The organism is Alloyangia pacifica (genome assembly GCF_020524285.1).
In the GTDB taxonomy this organism is placed as follows: Bacteria; Pseudomonadota; Alphaproteobacteria; order Rhodobacterales; family Rhodobacteraceae; genus Salipiger; species Salipiger pacificus_B.
Genome location: NZ_JAIVKX010000018.1, coordinates 120,969 through 137,644 on the forward strand (window position 1 = coordinate 120,969; position 16,676 = coordinate 137,644).

The 16,676-nt window shown below is 66.4% G+C and carries 14 protein-coding genes; 9 read left to right on the plus strand and 5 right to left on the minus strand.

Annotated elements, in window-relative coordinates:
* Positions 1–56 precede the first annotated feature (56 nt).
* From LC039_RS22095 to LC039_RS22115, 5 genes are read left to right on the plus strand one after another with little or no spacing between them, the layout of a single operon-like run.
* On the plus strand, positions 57–569 hold the full coding sequence (locus LC039_RS22095) for a TRAP transporter small permease (protein ID WP_226628322.1): 513 nt from the start codon (positions 57–59) through the stop codon (positions 567–569).
* A 1-nt stretch (position 570) separates the two neighbouring features.
* Positions 571–1,848: a TRAP transporter large permease gene (locus tag LC039_RS22100; protein ID WP_226628323.1), complete on the plus strand. Its 1,278-nt coding sequence runs from the start codon at positions 571–573 to the stop codon at positions 1,846–1,848.
* Positions 1,849–1,862: 14 nt separating this feature from the next.
* Positions 1,863–2,969, plus strand: coding sequence for a mandelate racemase/muconate lactonizing enzyme family protein (locus tag LC039_RS22105; protein ID WP_226628324.1), 1,107 nt, complete (start codon positions 1,863–1,865; stop codon positions 2,967–2,969).
* Entirely contained in the window at positions 2,966–4,021 is a 1,056-nt protein-coding gene (locus LC039_RS22110) for a zinc-binding alcohol dehydrogenase family protein (protein ID WP_226628326.1), read from the plus strand. The genes LC039_RS22105 and LC039_RS22110 overlap by 4 nt, the downstream gene beginning before the upstream one ends.
* The gene (locus LC039_RS22115) at positions 4,021–4,788 is read left to right on the plus strand and encodes an SDR family NAD(P)-dependent oxidoreductase (protein ID WP_226628328.1); all 768 of its coding nucleotides are present in this window, start codon (positions 4,021–4,023) and stop codon (positions 4,786–4,788) included. Before LC039_RS22110 ends, LC039_RS22115 begins: the two co-directional genes overlap by 1 nt.
* Before the next feature lie 311 nt (positions 4,789–5,099).
* Here the strand turns inward: LC039_RS22115 and LC039_RS22120 are convergent, their stop codons facing one another.
* The gene (locus LC039_RS22120; protein WP_226628330.1) at positions 5,100–5,957 is read right to left on the minus strand and encodes an alpha/beta hydrolase; all 858 of its coding nucleotides are present in this window, start codon (positions 5,955–5,957) and stop codon (positions 5,100–5,102) included.
* A gap of 250 nt (positions 5,958–6,207) precedes the next feature.
* On the opposite strand from LC039_RS22120, the gene LC039_RS22125 reads away from it, so the two are divergent.
* Both LC039_RS22125 and LC039_RS22130 read left to right on the plus strand, forming a co-directional pair.
* A complete protein-coding gene (locus LC039_RS22125; protein ID WP_226628331.1) occupies positions 6,208–8,328 on the plus strand; it encodes a TonB-dependent siderophore receptor in 2,121 nt (706 codons plus the stop codon).
* Between the two features lie 68 nt (positions 8,329–8,396).
* Positions 8,397–9,404 carry an iron-siderophore ABC transporter substrate-binding protein gene (locus LC039_RS22130; protein ID WP_226628332.1) on the plus strand — a complete coding sequence of 336 codons (1,008 nt, stop codon included), beginning with the start codon at positions 8,397–8,399 and terminating at the stop codon, positions 9,402–9,404.
* 369 nt (positions 9,405–9,773) lie between these two features.
* Here the strand turns inward: LC039_RS22130 and LC039_RS22135 are convergent, their stop codons facing one another.
* The 4 genes from LC039_RS22135 to LC039_RS22150 form a co-directional block, all read right to left on the minus strand.
* Entirely contained in the window at positions 9,774–10,910 is a 1,137-nt protein-coding gene (locus LC039_RS22135; RefSeq protein WP_226628333.1) for a M24 family metallopeptidase, read from the minus strand.
* 3 nt (positions 10,911–10,913) lie between these two features.
* Entirely contained in the window at positions 10,914–11,618 is a 705-nt protein-coding gene (locus LC039_RS22140) for a type 1 glutamine amidotransferase (RefSeq protein WP_226628334.1), read from the minus strand.
* 133 nt (positions 11,619–11,751) lie between these two features.
* Complete coding sequence (locus tag LC039_RS22145) at positions 11,752–13,071, minus strand: Zn-dependent hydrolase (protein WP_226628335.1); 1,320 nt, start codon at positions 13,069–13,071, stop codon at positions 11,752–11,754.
* Positions 13,068–13,709, minus strand: coding sequence for a GntR family transcriptional regulator (locus LC039_RS22150; protein WP_226628336.1), 642 nt, complete (start codon positions 13,707–13,709; stop codon positions 13,068–13,070). Before LC039_RS22150 ends, LC039_RS22145 begins: the two co-directional genes overlap by 4 nt.
* 179 nt (positions 13,710–13,888) lie before the next feature.
* Here LC039_RS22150 and LC039_RS22155 point away from each other — a divergent pair, with 179 nt between their 5' ends.
* Both LC039_RS22155 and LC039_RS22160 read left to right on the plus strand, forming a co-directional pair.
* On the plus strand, positions 13,889–15,067 hold the full coding sequence (locus tag LC039_RS22155; protein WP_226628337.1) for a M24 family metallopeptidase: 1,179 nt from the start codon (positions 13,889–13,891) through the stop codon (positions 15,065–15,067).
* Between the two features lie 64 nt (positions 15,068–15,131).
* Entirely contained in the window at positions 15,132–16,673 is a 1,542-nt protein-coding gene (locus LC039_RS22160) for an ABC transporter substrate-binding protein (protein ID WP_226628338.1), read from the plus strand.
* Positions 16,674–16,676 lie beyond the last annotated feature (3 nt).

Consider the following 16,676-nt stretch of genomic DNA (forward strand, 5'->3'; position numbering starts at 1 on the left):
CCGCCATGATCCAGCATCAAACTCACGCGAGCCATCAGGCTCGCGACCCCCACGCCGTGCCCGAACCTGACGCGCTCGACGAGACCATCGTGCGAGAGGTGGACGCCGGGATGGAGGATGTCTCCGACGTCCGCTGGTGGGACTACCCGGTTTTCGCCGTCTTCTGGGCGCTGATGGCCGTGGTCTTCCTGCAGTTCTTCTCGCGCTACGTGCTCAACTCGTCGATCGGCTGGACCGAGGAGATCGCCCGCTACCTGCTGATCGTGCTGACCTTCACCGGCTCGCTGATCTGCCTGCGCAAGCGTAGCCACATCCACCTCGAGATCGTGCTCGATCGGGTCTCCGAGAAGACCGCCCGCGTCCTGCGCCTGATCGGTGACCTTGTCAGCCTGGTGTTCTTCTGCGGGCTCGGCTGGACCGGCATCGCGCTGGCCGAGCGGATGAGCCGACAGCGGCTGATCAGCCTCGATCTGTCGCGCGGCGTCTTCTACTGGATCGTCACCGCCGCACTCGGCCTGGCCGCGGTGCTGGTGGCCTGGCAGATCCTGCGCAACCGGGGAGCGCGCTGACATGGCCCTGACTCTGATGTTCGCCGCGCTGGCCCTGCTGATTGCCATAGGTGCGCCGATCTCGATCGCGCTCGGCGCCTCCTCGCTGCTTTACATTCTGCTCGAGGGGCTGCCGTCGATCACCGCGCTCAACTACATGATCAACGGGGTGAACAGCTTTTCGCTGCTCGCGGTGCCCTTCTTCATCATGGCCGGCAACCTGATGAACTCGGGCGGCATCACCTCGCGCATTTTCGACTTTGCCCGCGCCGTCGCCGGCTGGGCCCCGGGCGGGCTCGGTCACGTCAACGTCGGCGCCAGCGTGATCTTCTCTGGGATGTCCGGCGCCGCCGTCGCCGACGCCGGGGGGCTCGGCAACATCGAGATCAAGGCCATGCGCGACGCCGGCTACGAGACCGATTTCGCCGTCGGCATCACCGCCGCCTCCTCGACCATCGGGCCGATCATCCCGCCCTCGCTGCCGCTGGTGCTCTACGGGGTCACCGCCTCGGTCTCGATTGGCGATCTTTTCCTCGCAGGGATCGTGCCGGGGCTGCTGATGGCGCTCTCGCTGGTGCTCATGGTCGCCTGGTACTCGCACCGGCGCCACTACCCGCGCGACCGCGCCTTCGATCCGCGCTATGTCTGGCACACCTTCCGCCGCGCCTTCCTGCCGCTCTGCACGCCCGCGATCATCATCGGCGGCATCGGCACCGGGGTGTTCACCCCGACCGAAGCGGCGGTGGCGGCGGTGGCCTACGCGCTGGTGCTCGGACTTCTGGTCTACCGCACGCTGACCCCGAAGGCGCTGATCCGCATCACCATGGACAGCCTCGAGACCACCGCCTCGATCATGATGATCGTGGCCGGCGCGGCGATCTTCGCCTGGATCCTCACCGCCAACCAGTCGGCACAGGCTGTCGCCGGTGCGGTGCTCGCTCTGACACAGAACCGCGAGCTGGTGCTACTGCTGATCATGCTGCTGGTGCTGGTGGTCGGCTGCTTCATGGAGACCATCGCCGCGATCACCATCCTGGTGCCGGTCTTGCTGCCGGTGGCGCAGACGGTGGGCATCGACCCGGTGCATCTTGGCATCATCGTCGTGCTCAACCTGATGCTGGGCCTGCTGACGCCGCCCGTAGGCATGGTACTCTTCGTGCTGAGCCGCGTGTCGCAGGTGCCCTTCGAGCAATGCATGCGCGCCACGCTGCCCTTCCTCGTACCGCTGGTGATCGTGCTGTTCCTGCTCGCCTATTTCCCGCAGCTCAGCCTCTGGCTGCCCGACCTGCTGAACCCCTGAACGTGGAAAGACCTATGAAAATCACGTCTCTCAAGACCTTCATCCTGCACGTGCCCGTGACCCGCAACGGCGTCGCGGACAGCACACACACGCTCACCCACTGGGGCGCCCCGGGGGTCATCATCGAAACCGACGCGGGGATCACCGGCTATGGCTACACCGGCACCCATGCCCACCTGCCCTCGGACCGTCTGATCACCCAGTGCATCGAGACGTGCTTCGACTGGATCGTCGGTCGCGATCCGCTGGAGACCACCGCCCTCTACCGCGAGATGGAACGTTTTCCGCCGGTGCAATGGGTCGGGCGCGGCGGCATTTCGCATCTCGCCATCGGCGCGATCGACGTGGCGCTCTGGGACATCAAGGCCAAGGCCGCGGAGCAGACGCTGTGGCAGAGCATGGGCGGCACTGAGCGCCCGATCCTCGCCTACAACACCGACGGCGGCTGGCTGAACTGGCCTCTCGAGACGCTGGTCTCGGACTGCAAGCGGCTGGTCGAGGAAGAGGGTTATCTCGGCGTGAAGATCAAGGTCGGCTCGCCCAATCTCGCCACCGACATCGAGCGGCTCGAGGCGGTGCGCAAGGCGATCGGCAACAAGGTCACGCTGGCGGTCGACGCCAACGGCCGCATGGACCTTCCTACCGCCATCCGCTTCGGACGGCACCTCGCCGACTGCGACGTCATGTGGTTCGAAGAGCCGCTCTGGTACGACGACGTCATCAGCCACAAGCGGCTGGCCGAGACCATCCAGACCCCGATCGCGCTCGGCGAGCAGCTTTACCTCGCGCATAATTTCCAGACCTTCTTCGACGCCGGGGCGCTGCATTACGCGCAGCCCGACGTGGCGCGGCTCGGCGGCGTCACGCCGTGGATCCAGGTGGCTGACATGGCCATGGCACGCGGCTTGCCGGTGGTCAGCCATGTCGGCGACATGGGCCAGATGCACATCCACACCGCCATCGGTCACCCGTCGAGCGATATGCTCGAGTACATCCCCTGGCTGCGCGAGTGCTTCACCGAGCCGGTCAGCGTCACCGACGGCTGGTACGACGTCCCGCGCGAGCCGGGCGCCGGCACCACGCTGCGCGCGGACGCCTTCGAACGTTTCGGTGTGGCATGAGCGGCGCCGGGATGATGAAGGTCGTGCAGATCGACGCGCCCGCCTCGATCTCTCTGGTCGAGCGCCCCAAGCCCGCGCCCGCCGCCGGCGAGGTCCGGCTGGCGCTCACCCACGTGGGTTACTGCGGCTCGGACCTCAGCAGCTTCCAGGGCCGCAACCCTATGGTCAGCTTCCCCCGGGTGCCAGGCCACGAGATCGCCGCACTAGTGGATGCGCTGGGTGAGGGGGTCGAGGGACTGAGCCCCGGCCAACCCTGCACCGTGCTCCCCTACTTCAATTGCGGCACCTGTATCGCCTGCCGCAAGGGCCGGCCCAACGCCTGCCGCAACAACCAGACGATGGGCGTGCAGCGAGAGGGCGCGATGGCCTCCTACGCCTGCGTGCCGGCCGCCCATGTGATCCCCGTCGACGGCTTCGCGCAGCGCGATCTGGCGCTTATCGAGCCAATCGCGGTGGGTTTTCACGCGGTCGAACGTTCCGGCCTCGATGCCGATGACACGGTCGCGGTGCTCGGAGTCGGGATGATCGGCCTCGGCGTGCTCCTGGGCGCAGTGGCGCGCGGCGCACGGGTGATCGCCGTGGATGTGGCCGATGCCAAGCTCGACCTCGCCCGCCGCCTCGGCGCGGCCGAGACGGTCAACGGCGCCGCTGAAGACACCGTCCAGCGCCTCGCCGAGCTGACTGGTGGCGATGGGCCGACGGTGATCATCGAGGCCGCAGGCGCGGCCGCCACCTTTCGCCAGGCGGTCGATGCGGTCTCCTCCTGCGGGCGCGTGGTCTATGTTGGCTACACGAAGACCGAGGTCTCCTATGAGACCCGGCTGTTCCCGATGAAGGAGATCGAGATCTTCGGCTCGCGCGGCGCGACCCGCGACGATTTCCGGCGCGTCGTCGATTTCCTGCGCGCCCGGCCCGGCATCGGCGATCTCATCGTCAGCAGCATGCCGGGGATCGCACAGGCGACCGTGGCGATGCTGGCCTGGGCCGCAGATCCAGGCGCGGTCACAAAAATCGTTGTCGAAATGGACACAGCCGCAACGGAGACCGCCTGATGCCGCTCGATCTCTCCGCCTACTCCCTCGAGGGACACCGCGTTCTGCTCACCGGCGGCAGCGGGGGCATCGGGATGGGGGTGGCGCGCTGCCTCATTGCCACCGGGGCCGAGGTCATCCTTTCGGGCACCCGGGCCGAGAAACTTGCCGCGGCACGGGCCGCACTGGGGGGCGATGTCGGGACGGTGGTGCATGACGTCACCCGGCTTGGCGAGGCCGAGGCGCTTGCGATGCGGGTCGAGGCAGACTTCGGCCCGGTGAGCGCGCTGATCAACAACGCCGGCAACACCGTCAAGAAGCCAATCGCCGAGATGAGCGACGCGGATTTTTCCTCGGTGATGGAAACGCATGTGGCAGGAGCCTTCGCCCTGAGCCGGGCGTTCCTGCCGCAGATCGCAGCCTCGGGCAAGGGCTCGATCCTCTTCACCGCCTCGATGGCCTCCTACCTCGGCATCCCGCATGTGATCGGCTATTCCGCTGCCAAGACCGCGCTGCTCGGCATGGTGCGTGCGATGGCGACCGAACTTGCACCAGAAGGCGTGCGGGTCAATGGCGTGGCGCCGGGCTGGATCGGCACCGACATGGTGCGCAAGAACACGGCCACCGATCCCGAACGTCTGGCAAAGATCATGGGACGGATCCCGATGAATCGCTTCGGCGAGCCTGAGGACATCGGCATGGCCATGACCTTCTTGCTCTCCCAGGCCGCGAAATACGTCACCGGCCAAGTGCTTGCGGTCGACGGCGGCGCGCAGTCGGGCTTCTAACGGGCGGGTCCGGCGAGGATCTTGGCGCCGCTCCCGTGCGCCAAGAAATTCTCTTCAGTCGCAGCGAAGCACGCTCGATCCCGCCCGGCCCGGCAGCTGGGCGGGCCGGGCGTGGCCAACGATTTCGTAATAGACACAGCCCTCCGCACCATTCGTGGTCCACTCCTTCGATTTCGCCTTCGATGGGTTTCGTGTCGGATCAGTTGATGAAGATGTCGTACAGACCGGGCATCACCGCGAGAATGAGCGCAAAGAGCAGGATACTGGTAAGGCGGTGGTGCAACCATCCCGTAGATGCAATGTGTCCGGCGTCAGCGCAGCGCGAAGACTGCATGAAGGGCGCGGTTCACCGCGACCGGGAGCACGGACATGTGGGTTTCGTCTGCGTATTCTTCAAAGTGCGCGGTGATCTCGGGAAACCCTGCGAGCGCCTCGCGCATGTCTCTGGCCGCATCGAGGGTTCGTTGCCGGAGCAATCTCTCGCGGCGCTTCTCGGCGTCTTCGGCGCGGATCTGGAAGGGAGCGAGCCGTGACCCCTCCCATTCGCCTGCCGAGAGGTGGACACTGAGCCGTCGTCCGGCGGGCGCAAAGGTCTCCAGATGGCGGAGCAGGAAGCTGTCTTCCCAGGTGATCGAAGGGCTCGCCGCGATCCAGTGACTGAAGGCGTCTGGCCGCGTGAACATCAGCCAAAGCGCGAAGAGCCCGCCAAAGGAGTGTCCGAACAGGCCGTGGCGTTCCGGATCGAGGGTCACCTTCGTGGCGAGGAAGTCGCGCAGGTCCTTGAGAAGAAAGCGCGCCATTTCCGCGCCGCCGCCGGTTCTGACCTCGGGCGTGCCCGGCCAGAAGGGCGGATAGCTCGCGCCCGGCGGGGTACCGAGATCCCAGCTACGCCGGAGCGGATCGAAGGCCGCGTCGGTCGGATAGCCAACCGCGATGAGAACTCCCGGCCCGAGGTTCGTTCCCGACGGATAGGCCGATTGTGCGCGCATCGCATCAACTGCCGTCGCGATGACGGCGTTGCCATCGGTCATCGTGAGCGCGGGCCAGCCCTCGTCCGGAGCCTCGCCGGGAGGGATCCACAGGAAGACCCTGCGTACGGCCCCGGTCTCGCTGTCCTGCAGATCGTACCAGCGGGCGCCACCGATCAGGGCCGGTCCTTCGACGATCATTGCACGGCTCATCGTGATGCGCCACCGGTGTCATGCCCGCGGCGACTATCGCACAAGCAGCGTTGATTGCGTTTTAGGGGCATAGGGGCAAATTCCCTTCGGTTTCTGCCGGAAAACCCTTCCTCTCCGACATTTAACTGAGTAATATACTAAGAAATTGCCACGCCAAGGCCCTTCCTGCGCAAGAACTTGCCGGAGACCGTTCCTCAGCCAGCCCGACCGTACACTCAAGACCTACAGGTACCGCTGGATGACCCCCTCCCTCCCCGACCATACCCGCGCAGCCGCGCTCCGCGCTTTGCCTCGCAAGACTGCCCGGCTGCTCTTGCTGGCCAGCACCGCGTTGATGGTTCCGATGGCCGCCGTCGCGCAGGACAGCGACACCCCCTTCGAGCTGCGCCCGATCCAGCTCGGGGTGGCCGATGATGACGCGACGACCACGGTTGCGCAGCAGACCACGGCAAGCACCAAGACGACCACCGACATTCTCGACACGCCGGCCTCGGTCTCGGTGGTCACCTCGGCCGAGATCGCCAAGCGCGGCGCGCAGAACCTCGAGCAGGTGATCGGTTATACCGCCGGCGTGTCGGTGAACGAGTGGGGCGGGGACGACCGCTACGACGGCTTCCGTATCCGCGGTTTCGACCTGACGGCGCTCGGCCTGCTCTACCGTGACGGGTTGCCCCAGCGTGGCGCCGGCTGGACCTATGCGCGGCGCGAGCCTTATGGGATGGAGCGGGTCGAGGTGCTCAAGGGCGCCAATTCCTCGCTCTTCGGGCTCAGCGCGCCTGGAGGGCTCGTCAACGCCGTCTCCAAGACCCCCAAGAGCTACCGCTTTGGCGAGGTCTACAGCACCCTCGGCGCGGATCATGCGGAGCTTGGTTTCGACTTTGGCGACCGGCTCACCGAGGACAGCACCCTATCCTACCGGCTGACCGGGAAATGGCAGGACAGCGAATACTCCTACGACGAGTCCAACGACGACCGCACCTACCTGCAAGGCGGGCTGACCTGGCGCCCGACAGAGGCCACCACGCTCACCTTCCTGGCCGAGTACAACAAGCGCGACGGCGTCCCGGGCAACGGCATCCCCTCGGGCTACGGCATCGACCGCGACACCTTCCTCGGCGAGCCGGAGTTCAACGAGATGAACTCGGTCGAGCGCAGCGTGGCGCTGCAGTTCAGCCATGACTTCGGCGGCGGTCTCAGCCTGCGGTCCAACGCGCGCTACAGCCTCTTCGATCTCGACTACGAACAGGTCTACGGCGCCAGCCCCACCGATCCCGACGCCGCGCGATCGGCCTTCGCCGTCTACAGCGACAGCGAGCAATTCGCGATGGACACCTCGCTCCAGTACGAGACCCTGCTGGGCGGCGCGCAGAGCCGGACGCTGCTCGGCGTCGAGTACAGCCACATCACCGTCGACGAGGACGATTTCTACGGCACCGTCGACGGCATCGATGTGAACGATCCAGACTATTGCGACAGCGCCTGCACCATATCGCTCACCCCCTATTACGACTGGACGCCCGAGCAGACCAACAAGGCGCTCTACCTGCAGGAAGAGCTGACCTGGGGCCAATGGATCGCCACCGCCGGCCTGCGCAAGGACTGGATCGACTTCGACGTCGAGGACCACCTCGCCGGCACCACCACCGAGGAAAGCTACGAGCACGTCTCGGGCCGCTTCGGCCTGACCTACAAGGTCACGCCCGAGCTGGCGGTCTACGGCAACTACTCCGAGAGCTTCTCGCAGGATATCTGGGGCCTCGGCAGCGAGCCGACCGAGGGCACCCAATACGAGGTTGGGGTGAAGTACCGACCCGAGGGCACCAACGCGCTCTTCACCGCTGCGCTCTTCGACCTGACCCAGACCAACGTGTCGACCGCCGTGAGCCCGACCGAGTACCGGCAGATCGGCGAGATCGGCGTGCGCGGTCTCGAGCTTGAGGCCAAGCTGGACGTCACCGAACGCTTCGGGCTGCTCGCCTCCTATTCCTACTGGGATGCCGAGATCCGCGAGGACGGGATTGTCGGCAACGAGGGCAACCGCCCTGCCCGCACGCCCAAGCATCTCGCCTCGATCTGGGCGGATTACACCATTGCGGGCGCCGGCGCGCGCGGCGACATCGATCTCGGGGCCGGCGTCCGCTACGTCGGCAGCACCTGGGGCGACGATGCCAACACCGTCGAGAACGACGCCTACACCCTCATCGATGCCTCTGTCGGCTACGCGCTGACCGAGGATCTGGACCTCAACCTCAACGTCAGCAACCTCTTCGACGAGGACTACGTGACGACCACCTACTACGGCACCGACTATTACGGCGACGGCCGCACGGTGACCGCGACGCTGAAATACAGCTGGTGAGCGATGGCGCCGGGCCGCCCTGAACATTGGGCGGCCCGGCGCACACCCTAGGTTCGATAGGAGTCCCCATGACCAGCTCCCGCGCTGTCCTGTCCCGACGCCGCTTTCTGTCCGCGAGCACCTGCCTGATCGCCACCCCCTCGCTTGCTGCCGCAGGCTCCGAGCTGCGCTTCGAGAATTCCTATGGCGAGACCGTGCTGCCCGGCCCGGCAAAACGCGTGGTCTCCCTCGGCTACAACACCCAGGACGCGCTGCTTGCGCTCGGCGTCGTCCCTGTCGGCATCCGCTACTGGTATGGCGATTACCCCTACGGCGTCTGGCCCTGGGCGCAGGACCTGTTGGGCACGGCGCAGCCAACGATGATGACCGGCGAGGTCTCGATCGAGACGGTCGCCAGCCTCATGCCGGATCTGATCGTCGCCAGCGGGTCGGGCATCTCCGGGGACGAATACGCGCTGCTGTCGCAGATCGCGCCGGTTCTCATGCAGGACCCGGCCCATTCCACCTACGGCAGCCCCTGGGATGTGGAGCTGCGCCGGATCGCCCGTGCCACCGGCACGGAGGACAAGGCGGAACGGCTGATCGCCGAGCTCCGAAGCCGGTTCACCGCCTTCCGCGAGGCCCATCCCGACTGGCTGGGTCGCAGCGCAGTCTGCGCATGGCACGACGGCGGTCAAACCGGGGCCTTCATGGGAGGCGACACCCGCGCAAGGTTTCTCGCAGAACTGGGCTTCCGGTCGCCGGAGCGGTTGACCGAGATGCAGCTGATCGATGGCTTCTACACCTCGCTCTCACCCGAAGACCTGTCACCGATCGACGCGGACCTGCTTGTGTGGATTTCCTCCGAGGAACGTGCCGCGGACATCGCCGGACTGGCCATGCGGCGGACCCTCCGGGCCTATTCCGAGGGGCGCGAGGTGTTCTGCAACGAGCTCCTCGCCGGGGCGCTGTCCTTCGGCAGCGTCCTGTCGATGCCCTTCGCCCTCGACCGTCTCGAGCCCGAGATCGCCGCTGCGTTGGACGGCGATCCCGAGACCGTCGTACCGACCGCGGTGGCGGCCGGGCTGTATCAATAGGCTTACGCCAGGGGCCCGCACAGCATTGTTTGCGGAAGGATTAGGATTCCGAGTTTCGGCCTTTCCCAACCGCATGCCCGGCCAGAGGTTGAGGTAGACCAGCACTGGGCCGCTCCGGAACTAACGCAGACTCCGCAAGAACTGACGCCCGACACCGGACAGTTTTCCGACGTCTCCAATCGAAATCTGCCAAGCGGGATCATCAAGAATTTCGAGCGAGGGTAGGCAGACACATAGGTTCCGCCATCGACCGTGGAAATACAGAAACGGCCGGGACCGACAGGCTCCACGCGGGGCGCTCAGCAGCAGCTTGAGGCCCGAAGCGCCCCCGAGATGCGGGCGCCTCCTGCCATCTGTGCGCGATGCTTGTCAGCCTGCGGAGACAAAGAGTTTGCGCGGGAACGTCGTCAGTCGCTCCGCGCCGTCCGCACGGACCACGATGGTTTCGGACATCCCGAAGCCCTTCGCCAGCACGTAGCTGTGGAACACCATGCCCTCGGCAAAGCTCCAGTCGGCGCCGGGGTGCGCCTCGAGCGGCTCGCCGCCGTTCGGCTGCAGCAGCAGGCCGACCGAATAGAAGGTCTTGTTGGTATAAGTGTCGCGCAGCCCTGCCGAGAGCACACCATCGCGATAGATCGCGTCGGGCACCGTCGCGGCGACGCCCGGCGCGACGGCGGCCAGGGCCGCGTCCTGGATCGCCACCAGCTGCTCGGCGAGCCGGTGATCGGCATCGCTGGCCTCGGCCACGCGGATGGGGCGCATGAACCTTGCGTGATAGTGATGGTTGTTTGGCGTCACCTCGAGCTGGACGATATCGCCGCGCTGCAGGATCCGGTCGGAGTAGCCGCCGTGCAGGTGATAGGCGCGCTCACCCGAAGACAGCACGCCGGGCCCCGGCAGGTCCGAGCCTTCGCGGATCATCGCCGCGCAGATGGCAGCCGCCATCTCGCGTTCGCTCACGCCGACACCGACAGCATCGATGCCGGCCTGCATCCCGGCCTCGGCGGCATGTGCCGCGCGGCGCTGGTAGGCGATCTCGGCCTCGGACTTGATCAGCTTCATCTTCGGCACCAGCGCGGACTGGTCGACGAACGCGGCGCCCGGGATGGCGGTACGGATCGCCTCCCAGCGGGCGGCATTGAGCACCCAGGCATCCATCTCGACCCCGATCTTCGCGGAAGCGCCGAGGCGGTCGCGGATCGCCTTCACCGCGACCGCCGTGCGATCGTCGCTGTCGGTCCAGAGCACCCGGTCAGGAAACACGCAGGTGCTGTCGAGATAGTATTCCTCGACATCGCGAGCAAAGAGCGTCGGCGACCCTTCGGCGGGGATGATGGCAAACTGGAAGGTGCCGTAGGCGCGGGTGAAATAGCCGGTCAGCCAGGTCACGGTTTCGGGCAGGAACGCCAGCAGCGCATCCAGCCCCTTCGCCTTCAGTTCGGTCTGCACACGCGCCAGCCGGGCATGGTATTCCGCCGGCTCGAACCAGTACTTCGTCTCGACCATGTCTCAGCCCCTTCCGACCAGTTCGACAAAGCGGGTGATCATCGTCTTTGCCTCCGAGGCCTCATGCGCCGAGGCGATGAAATCATCGACGTCGCCGCCATCCTTGACCATCCGCGCGCGGTTGCCCTCGAACCACTCGGGCGCCTGTGCGCGGGTGACCTCGGGGTGGCCCTGAATGCCCCAGGCGGGGGCGGTGCGATGCCGCCAGACCTGGTTCGGGCAGAGATCGGAGCTGGCAAGAATGACCATGTCCTCGTGGTCGTGACGGACCTCGTCATTGTGCCAGACGAACATATTCACGGTCTCGTGCCAGTCTGCCGCCAGCGGATCGTCCTTGGCCGCCGCGCTCACCGCGAGGTCCTTGTAGCCCACCTCGCAGAAGTCTCGGCGGAACACCTGGTCGCGACCGCAGAGCGCCGAGGCGAGAACCTGGCTGCCGAAGCAAATGCCCAGCTGCGGGATGCGCCGTTCGGCGGCATCGCGGATCAGCTCGTGTTCGCGATTGATCCAGTCGATGTCCTCGTAGGCGCCATGCGGGCTGCCCGAGAGGAAGATGCCGTCATAGCCCTCGAGCGATGCCGGGAACTCGCCGTTGTAGGCCCAGTAGCTGTCCACCGAGAGCCCCCAGCTTTCGAAGCGTTCGTCGAGTTTCGCCACCGATTGCAGGCTGCGTCCGTTGCCCAGGTAGAGCAGGCGTTTCTTGGCCATTTGCGTTCCTTTTCAGAGTAGGTCGAAGTCTCGGAATGCCCGCGGCATTCCCTTTGTCGCCGGATGTGACGCGCGCGCGGCGACCGGGGTGGCGGCGGTGCCGGCCGTCCCCGATGCACTGCGCCGGTGCCGGTCACGCGGCTGCGGCGGTGTCGGCGCTGCCCCAGGTTTCGCAGAGCGCCGCGATCACCTCGGCGGCCTTGGCGAAATCCGCGATCTCCATGGCTTCGTCGGGATTGTGCGAGCCATTGCGGTTGCGGATGAAGACCATGGCGGTCGGCACACCCTGCCTGGCAAAGACCGCCGCGTCATGGCCGGCGCCGCAGGATATGGCGCGCGCGGGCACGTCCAGACGTTCTGTCAGCACGGCCATCTCCGCGATCACCGCAGGGTTCATCTTCGCCGGCGTGCTGCCGGTTTCCGGCCCGAACTCGAAGCGCACCCCCTCCTGCTGCTCGATCCGCCCGGCGATGCGCCGCAGTTCGGCGCGCATCACGTCCAGCGTTTCAGAGTCTTCGCTGCGCACGTCGAGCGCGAAGTCGGTGCGGCCGGCGACCTTGGAGAAGGCCGCCTCGCCGGGCACCGTGGCGCTTTGCCCGAAGGTCACGGCGAGATCGCGGCCCGCGTCCTGAAGCGCCTGCCAGGCCGCATCCATTTCGACGACCAAGCGGCTTGTCGCCAGGACCGCGTCCTGCCTCACCGACTTCGGTGTGGCGCCCGAATGCGCGTAGGTGCCATGGCAGGCCGCGTGACGGTGACGGAAGCTGCCGCGGATGCCGGTCACGAGGCCGATCGGCAGGCCTTCGGCCACAAGCACCGGGCCCTGTTCGATATGCGGCTCCAGAAACAGGCCGATCCGTGCGGGGTCGAGATATGGCTGACCGGTGCGGATCCGGGCGGTGTCGCCTCCGGCCGCATCGATTGCCGCACCCAGCGAGATCCGGTCGCCGGCCCGCAACACACCATCGAGCTCGTCAGAGGTCAGCGTCCCGAATGCGGCGCGACTGCCGATGTAGGAGGCCCCGAACCATGTGCTTTCTTCGGCGCGCACCGCCATGACGGTCAAGTCGACCGGGGGCCGACGGCCCGCGGCGACGAAGCCGGCCGCGACGGCGAGCCCGGCCAGAACCCCGGCGGCGCCGTCGAAGTTGCCGCCGGACGGCACGGAATCGAGATGCGAGCCGATCATGATCGCCGGCCCGCCGGTCTCGCCTTCCAGCGTCAGGTAGAGGTTGCAGGCCGCGTCGGTTTCGGCCCGCATGCCAAGCCGCAATGCCTCGCGGCGCACCATGTCATGCGCAATCTGCTCTCCGAGTCCGTAGGAGGTGCGGGTAATGCCCCCGGGCCCTCCGGTGCGCCGACGCAGCTCGTCAAAGAGGCGGCTTGCAAGCGAGATGTCGGGGACAATGGCCCCGGGTCGCGTCAGGGCGGTCGGCTCGGAGGCGTGAATCATGTTCTGGTCAATCTCTTTATGATGCTGTCCCGCACACCGTCGAGGTGTGCGGTCATGGCCGCGGCGGCGGCCTCGCCGTCTCCAGACGCCACTGCGTCGAGGATGGCGATATGCTCGTTGCACGTGTCTTCCAGGCGTTCCGGAATCGAGCGCAGGTCGAACATCTGGGTCTGGCGGCGCAGCGTCAGGATGATCTGGCTGAGCTGCGGATTGTCAGCGGCATCGGATATCTTGCCGTGCAGCAGCTCATCGACGTCACGCACCTTCGCGCGATCGGCGGCGTTCGAGGCGAGCAGGTCTTCGAGCTGAGCACGGATCGCCGCGATGTCGTCCTGTGACACGCGTCCCGCCGCCAGTCGCGCGACCGCCGGTTCCAGCAGAAGACGGACCTGCAGCGCGTCCATGAAATCCTCGAGACGCAGCTGTTTGACCTGCAAGACGCGGCCCTGGCGGATCAGAAGCCCCTCGCCTTCCAGGATGAGCAGCGCGTCGCGCACCGGGGTGCGTGACATGCTGAGGGTCTCGGCCATCCGCCGTTCGTTGATCAATTCACCGGGTTTCAGCTCTGCCCCCTGGATCAGCTCGAGGATCCGCTCGTAGGCCTGCAGGGCGAGTCTCTTTTCTGGCGAATTCAGCATTGGGGGCGATCTCCGGCTATGCGCGCTTTGCTGATATTTTCACGGTTTGCCCTCTCAGAGGCAAGTTGAGAACCGATCATATGCAAAAAATATTCCCTCGGTTGACGCCCGGTATACCGAACTCTAACGTGCTTGCAAAGACCCCTCGACTCGACGGCCGCATGCCGCAAGGAGCCCCGGTGCCAATCACGTCCCAATCCATGCTGCCCTTCCCGAAGGAAGACCTGCTTGCGCGCCAGGCGCGGCTGCGGGCAACGCTGCAAGCACGCGGCGCGGACGCCATGCTGGTGTTCAGCCAGGAGAGCCTGTTCTGGCTCACCGGCTATGATTCCGGCGGTTTCGTGTTCTTCCAATGCGCGGTGGTGACGGCCGACGCGCGCCCGATCGTGCTGCTGACGCGGAAGCCCGACCTGCTGCAGGCACAGATGACCTCGACGATGGAGGACATCCGGATCTGGTGGGACGCCGATGACGCCAACCCGGCGGCCGACCTGAAGGGCATTCTCACAGAGCTCGGACTGGGCGGCGGGCGCGTGCTGGTCGAGCTGAACACCCACGGCCTGACCGGCTGGAACCTCTGGCGGTGCCAGCAGACCTTCGGCGACTGGTGCCGGCTCGAGGATGACGACCAGCTGATCCGCCGTCTGCGCGTGATCAAGAGCCCGGCAGAGATCGACCTCATGCGCGAAGCCGGGCGGATCTGCGACCGCGCCCTCGACGCGGTCATCGACAAGGCCCGTCCGGGGCTTCTCGACAGCGATCTCAAGGCGGCCTACCTGGCGTCGATCCTCGGCGACGGCGCCGACATGCCTCCCAATGCGCCGCTCTTCAATTCGGGCGAGCGCGCGGTTTTCGGCCGCGGTGTCAGCACCCCGCGCCGGCTGGGCACACAGGATCAGATCCTCGTGGAATACCCGGTCGCCTACCGCCACTACAACGTGAAGACCGAATGGACGATCCTCTTCGGCAAGGTGCCCGACCAGCAGCGGCGCATGTATGACGTGGGCCGCGAGGTGCTGGCGAAGATGACCGATCTCGCCCGGCCCGGCACCACCCTCGGCGAGATTTTCGATGCCTATGCGGACGGGCTGGATCAGGCCGGCTACGGCCGGGCACGCTACGGCGCGACCGGCTATTCGGTCGGCATCTCCTATGCGCCGACCTCGATGGACGTGCCGCCGATGATCTATGCCGGCGCGGCCACCGTCTGCGAGCCGGGCATGACCTTGTTCTACCACGTCATGAACGGCGACGGCGACAGCGGCCTCGCCATGGGCGTGGGTCACACGCTGCTCGTCACCGACTCCGCGCCGGAAGTGCTGACCGGCCTTCCGGACGAGCTCACCGTGGTCACCTGACCACCCTCAACGTTCCAAGACCAAGAAGAGCGCCCCAAAGGGCATCCCCAACATGGAGACTTTCATGAGCCACTTCACTCTCTCGCGCCGTCACGTGCTGATGAGCCTTGCCGCAGCCAGCGCCATGCCCGGCGCAACCTTCGCGCAGGGGACTGCGCCGAAAGCCGGCGGCACGCTGAAGATCAGCCACTCGACCCGCATCGCGACGCTCAACGTGCTCAGCCTCTCCGGCCCGGCCGAGTACCCCTGCATCGACATGCTCTACTCCGGCCTGACGCGCATGGGTCTCGACAACCAACCGCATGCCGATCTTGCCACCGAGTGGAGCGCCAATGACGATGCGACCGAGTTCACCTTCGTCCTGCGCGAGGGCGTGACCTTCCATGACGGCACGCCGTTCACCGCCGACGACGTCGTGGCAACCTACGAGGCGATCCTCAACCCCGACATCCCCTCCGCCGCGCGCTCCGTCCTGACCATGGTGGAGAGCGTCGAGGCGGTGGACGATCTCACCGTCAAGTTCGTCCTGTCGGCGCCCTTTGCCGACCTGCCCTACTCCACCGCGCATGCGAACGCGCGGATCCTGTCGCGCGCCGCGCTCGAAGGCGACCTGTCGAAGCTCGACACCACGGCCAACGGCACCGGCCCGTTCAAGCTCGAGACCTATGACACCGCGCGCATGGTGCGTCTGGTGAAGAACGACGCCTACTACAAGCCGGACCAGCCCTATCTCGATGCCGTCGAGATGATGCTGTTCCCCGACCTCGCCGCCGAGACCGCCAACTTCCTCTCGGGCGAGACCGACGTGATGCTGACCGTGCAGCAGGCCGATTTCGCGCGCATTGCGGAAAGCGCCGGCATCGAGGCGCAGCAGGTCGGTTCGGGCCGCTATGTCTGCGTCGTCATGCGCCAGGACCAGGAGCCGTGGAACGACGTGCGCGTGCGCAAGGCGCTCGGCATGGCGGTGGATCGGCAGCTTCTGGTCGACATCATCCTCGAGGGGCTGGGCCGGCCGGCCTACGACTCGATCGTCGCGCCCGAGCTGGAATACGCCACCGACAAGCCCGAGATCGCCTATGACCCCGAAGGCGCCCGCGCCCTGCTGGCCGAGGCCGGCTACCCCGACGGCCTGAAGGCCACGCTCGTGGCCTCTGACCGCCCGGCGATCCGTGCGCAGACCGCGATCGCGCTGAAGCAGACCGCCGCCGCCGCAGGGTTCGATCTCGAGATCAAGACCATGCCGCACGACACCTACCTCGCCGAAGAATGGATGAAGGGCGACTTCTACGTCGGCTACTGGGGCATGCAGCCGACCATCGACGCGACCTACAACCTGCTGCTGACCTCGGAGGCCTCCTACCAGGACACCGAGTGGAAGAACGCCGAGTTCGACGCCCTGATCGCGGAGGGTCGCTCCACCGTCGATCCCGAGCTTCGGGCCGAGATCTACGCCAAGGCGCAGGCGCTCGAACTGGAAGAAAAGCCCTATATCGTGCCGTTCTTCGAGGATGTGCTGACCGCCTCGCGCGGCACGACGGAAGAGTGGCACGTGGCCCCCATCTCGCGCTTCTACTTCATCGAAGACGTCTGGATGGACAAGGCCTGAGGA

Bases quoted from the DNA above. Each gene is read 5' to 3' on its own strand.
- LC039_RS22125 (WP_226628331.1), top strand. From the start codon at position 6,208: ATGACCCCCTCCCTCCCCGACCATACCCGCGCAGCCGCGCTCCGCGCT.
- LC039_RS22140 (WP_226628334.1), bottom strand. From the start codon at position 11,618: ATGGCCAAGAAACGCCTGCTCTACCTGGGCAACGGACGCAGCCTGCAA.
- LC039_RS22110 (WP_226628326.1), top strand. From the start codon at position 2,966: ATGAGCGGCGCCGGGATGATGAAGGTCGTGCAGATCGACGCGCCCGCC.
- LC039_RS22120 (WP_226628330.1), bottom strand. From the start codon at position 5,957: ATGATCGTCGAAGGACCGGCCCTGATCGGTGGCGCCCGCTGGTACGAT.
- LC039_RS22105 (WP_226628324.1), top strand. From the start codon at position 1,863: ATGAAAATCACGTCTCTCAAGACCTTCATCCTGCACGTGCCCGTGACC.
- LC039_RS22150 (WP_226628336.1), bottom strand. From the start codon at position 13,709: ATGCTGAATTCGCCAGAAAAGAGACTCGCCCTGCAGGCCTACGAGCGG.
- LC039_RS22100 (WP_226628323.1), top strand. From the start codon at position 571: ATGGCCCTGACTCTGATGTTCGCCGCGCTGGCCCTGCTGATTGCCATA.
- LC039_RS22115 (WP_226628328.1), top strand. From the start codon at position 4,021: ATGCCGCTCGATCTCTCCGCCTACTCCCTCGAGGGACACCGCGTTCTG.
- LC039_RS22160 (WP_226628338.1), top strand. From the start codon at position 15,132: ATGAGCCACTTCACTCTCTCGCGCCGTCACGTGCTGATGAGCCTTGCC.
- LC039_RS22145 (WP_226628335.1), bottom strand. From the start codon at position 13,071: ATGATTCACGCCTCCGAGCCGACCGCCCTGACGCGACCCGGGGCCATT.
- LC039_RS22130 (WP_226628332.1), top strand. From the start codon at position 8,397: ATGACCAGCTCCCGCGCTGTCCTGTCCCGACGCCGCTTTCTGTCCGCG.
- LC039_RS22135 (WP_226628333.1), bottom strand. From the start codon at position 10,910: ATGGTCGAGACGAAGTACTGGTTCGAGCCGGCGGAATACCATGCCCGG.